At 48.0% G+C, this 3,054-nt stretch carries 1 protein-coding gene; it reads left to right on the top strand.

Annotation, left to right across the window (positions count from 1 at the left end; genetic code table 11):
- The coding region (locus J8L97_RS22565; protein ID WP_211052958.1) for a non-ribosomal peptide synthetase at window positions 1–3,054 on the top strand (3,054 nt) is incomplete at both ends.

Raw genomic sequence — 3,054 nt, 5'->3', positions numbered from 1 at the left:
GATAGATCGCAGTGGGGCTATTAAAGCGTCATTTTCACAACAACGATTGTGGTTGGTAGATAAATTAGAAGGTAGCCAGCATTATAATGTTGCGGCGGCGCTGGAGTGCCAAGGACCATTAGAGATAGAGGCCTTGCAATGTAGTATTGACCAAATAGTGGCGCGTCATGAGGTACTGAGAACCTGCTTTGAAGAGATCGAGGGAGCATGTTACCAACGGGTAATGCCATCGCGACCAGTACCATTAGAGGTGGAAACATTCACATCAAGTACAGTACAGCCACAAGTGATACAACAACATATCGATGAGATGGCGCTGGCAGCGTTTGATTTAAGCAGTGATTTGATGCTGCGGGCTAAAATTTTGGTATTGTCAGCGGAGCGACACGTGTTGTTGTTTACGTTGCACCATATAGCCTCAGATGGCTGGTCGATGCAGCTGTTGATTAAAGAATTCAATGCGTTTTATCAAGCAGCGTTAACAGGGGAGCCGGCACAGGTACCCACGTTGGCGATTCAATACGGCGACTATGCCCATTGGCAACAAACACAATTGGGAGAAGATACACGAGCGCAGTTATTAACGTATTGGCAAGCACGTTTAGCGGGTGTGCCGAGTTTACATGCATTACCTTTAGATAAGCCTCGGCCAGCGAAGCAAGATTTTACATCGGGGTATGTGCGTGGCACGGTTAACGGGAAGGGATTAGCAGGATTAAAAGCGTTAGCCCAAGCGCAAGGGGTTACCTTGTTTATGGTATTGCAAGGGGCACTGTCGGTGTTATTAAGTCGCTTAAGTGGCGAGTTGGATATTGTACTAGGCGTACCGACAGCAGGGCGCAGTGAAAGTGAGCTGGCCCCTTTGATTGGCTTTTTTATTAATACATTGGTTAGCCGTACTCAAGTAGATTTGACGGAGTCATTTACCACTTTACTGACACAGGTAAAAACAGACACGCTAGCGGATTATCAGCATCAAGCATTGCCATTTGAGTTGCTAGTTGAAGCGTTAAACCCAGAGCGAAGCTTGGCTTATAACCCAGTATGTCAGGTTAAATTAGTCTTACAGAACCATAGAAGCAGTGAAGATGAAGCATTAACCTTGGGTGATGCGACATTAACCCCATTGGCTCAGGGTCAAGAACAAGTCCGTTTTGATTTAGACCTGACGTGCTCAGAAGGGGAAGATGAGCTGGTATGTCATTGGCGTTACCAGAAGAGCTTGTTTTTAGAGTCGACGATAACGGAGTATGCGCGGTGTTTTGAGCATGTGTTAGATGCAATTGTAGCAGCACCAAGCACGGCTATTGGCGCGTTGAGGTTATATGATGATAAAGCAGAGCAGGCACTGATAGCAAGGAGCCAAGGTGTAGCGTGTGACCATCGTCGAACGGACAGTGTGATGGCGCAGTTTGCCGCACAAGCGCAGAAGACGCCGCAGCGAATAGCGGTAACAGATAAGCGGCAATCATTGAGCTATGCGCAGTTGCATAAGCGAGTGAATCAACTGGCCCACTACCTACAAGAGCAAGAGATAGGGGTAGGAGAGCGAGTTGCTTTGGTATTGGATAGAGATGTTTCATTGCTGGTAGGGATGCTGGGAGTGATGACAGCGGGCGCGAGTTATATCCCCTTGAGTCCGCAGAGCCAAAAAGCGCGCTTAGCAGATATTTTTGCAGATGCGGGTGTGACGCAAGTATTGGTATCAGCGAGTCTGTTAGACACATTGCCAATTTCAGGGATAGATGTACTGATGTTGGATGAACAGACATGGGATTTGTCGGAGTATGAGGATGATACCCCAGAGATTGAATATGACTTAGAAGAGAGTGCGTATGTTATTTATACCTCAGGGTCAACGGGAAAACCCAAAGGGGTAGAGATAAGTCATCGAGGGTTGAGTGATTACTGTGGCTATGGGTTAAAGCAGTATTATGGAGCGCACTTAGCGGGTAGCTATGTAGTGACATCACATGCGTTTGACATAGGGGTGCCGAGTTTATATTTGCCGCTGTTGGCAGGAGGCAGTGTGATATTGGCTCCTTGGGGGCAAGAATTACCAAGTTGTGCAGCGCATTTAAAAGAGACAGATGAGGCGCAGTTATATCGTATGACGCCGATGCATGCCGAAGCGTTGTTACTGTTATTGGAAGGATATAGGGTAGAAGCAGAGCATGTGTTGGTGATAGGAGGGGAAGCTCTGACGGTTGAGCTAGCGGAGCGTTTGCAGGAGACATTTGTACACAGTCAGATATATAACCATTATGGTCCGACAGAAACGGTAGTGGGCTGTAGTTTGTATGATGTTACGCACAACTTGGACAAAGGGCTCAGGGCGAGCGAGACAGTGCCGATAGGGTATGCGATGGCAAATACAGGATTATATGTTGTAGACGAAGGAGGGCAACAGCAAGTTAGCTCAGGGGTTGGGGAGTTATATGTTGGGGGTCCTTGTGTGGCGAAAGGGTATGTTAATGACGAACAGAAGACGGCGGCAGCTTTTGTTTATGTGCCTTGGTTAGGGGGGGAGCGGTTATACAGAACGGGAGATAGGGTTCGACGGCTAGGGTCGGGCGCGTTGCAGTTTTTAGGGAGAAAGGATGACCAAGTGAAGCTGCGAGGATACCGTGTAGAGCTGGGAGAGATAAGCAGTGTGTTGCGAGAGCAATCACAAGTAAGGCAAGCGGCAGTGCTGGTACATGGAGTAGGCGCAGAGGCAGAGCTAGTTGGGTATGTGGTGGCAGCAGAGGAAGTAGAAGATGAAGGTGCTTACTTTGGGGACTTAGAGCAGATATTAAAGGAGCGATTGGCGGAGTATATGATACCAAGTCAATGGCAGCGTTTGGATAAGATGCCATTAACAGCGAATGGTAAATTAGACAAGGGGAGGTTACCGGGTATCACGGGGCATGCGAAAGCAGAATATGCAGCGCCGGAGGGAGCATTAGAGCAGGCGTTGGTGAGCTTATGGTGTGAAGTTTTAAAGCGAGAGCCACAACAATTGAGTGTCACGAGTAACTTTTTTAGTTTAGGGGGCAACTCCTTGTTAGCTGT

It is taken from the genome of Pseudoalteromonas sp. MMG012, from assembly GCF_018100875.1.
GTDB lineage: Bacteria > Pseudomonadota > Gammaproteobacteria > Enterobacterales > Alteromonadaceae > Pseudoalteromonas > Pseudoalteromonas aurantia.
Note: the sequence above shows the minus strand (reverse complement) of the source record. Positions and strands in the feature narration are given on the sequence as shown.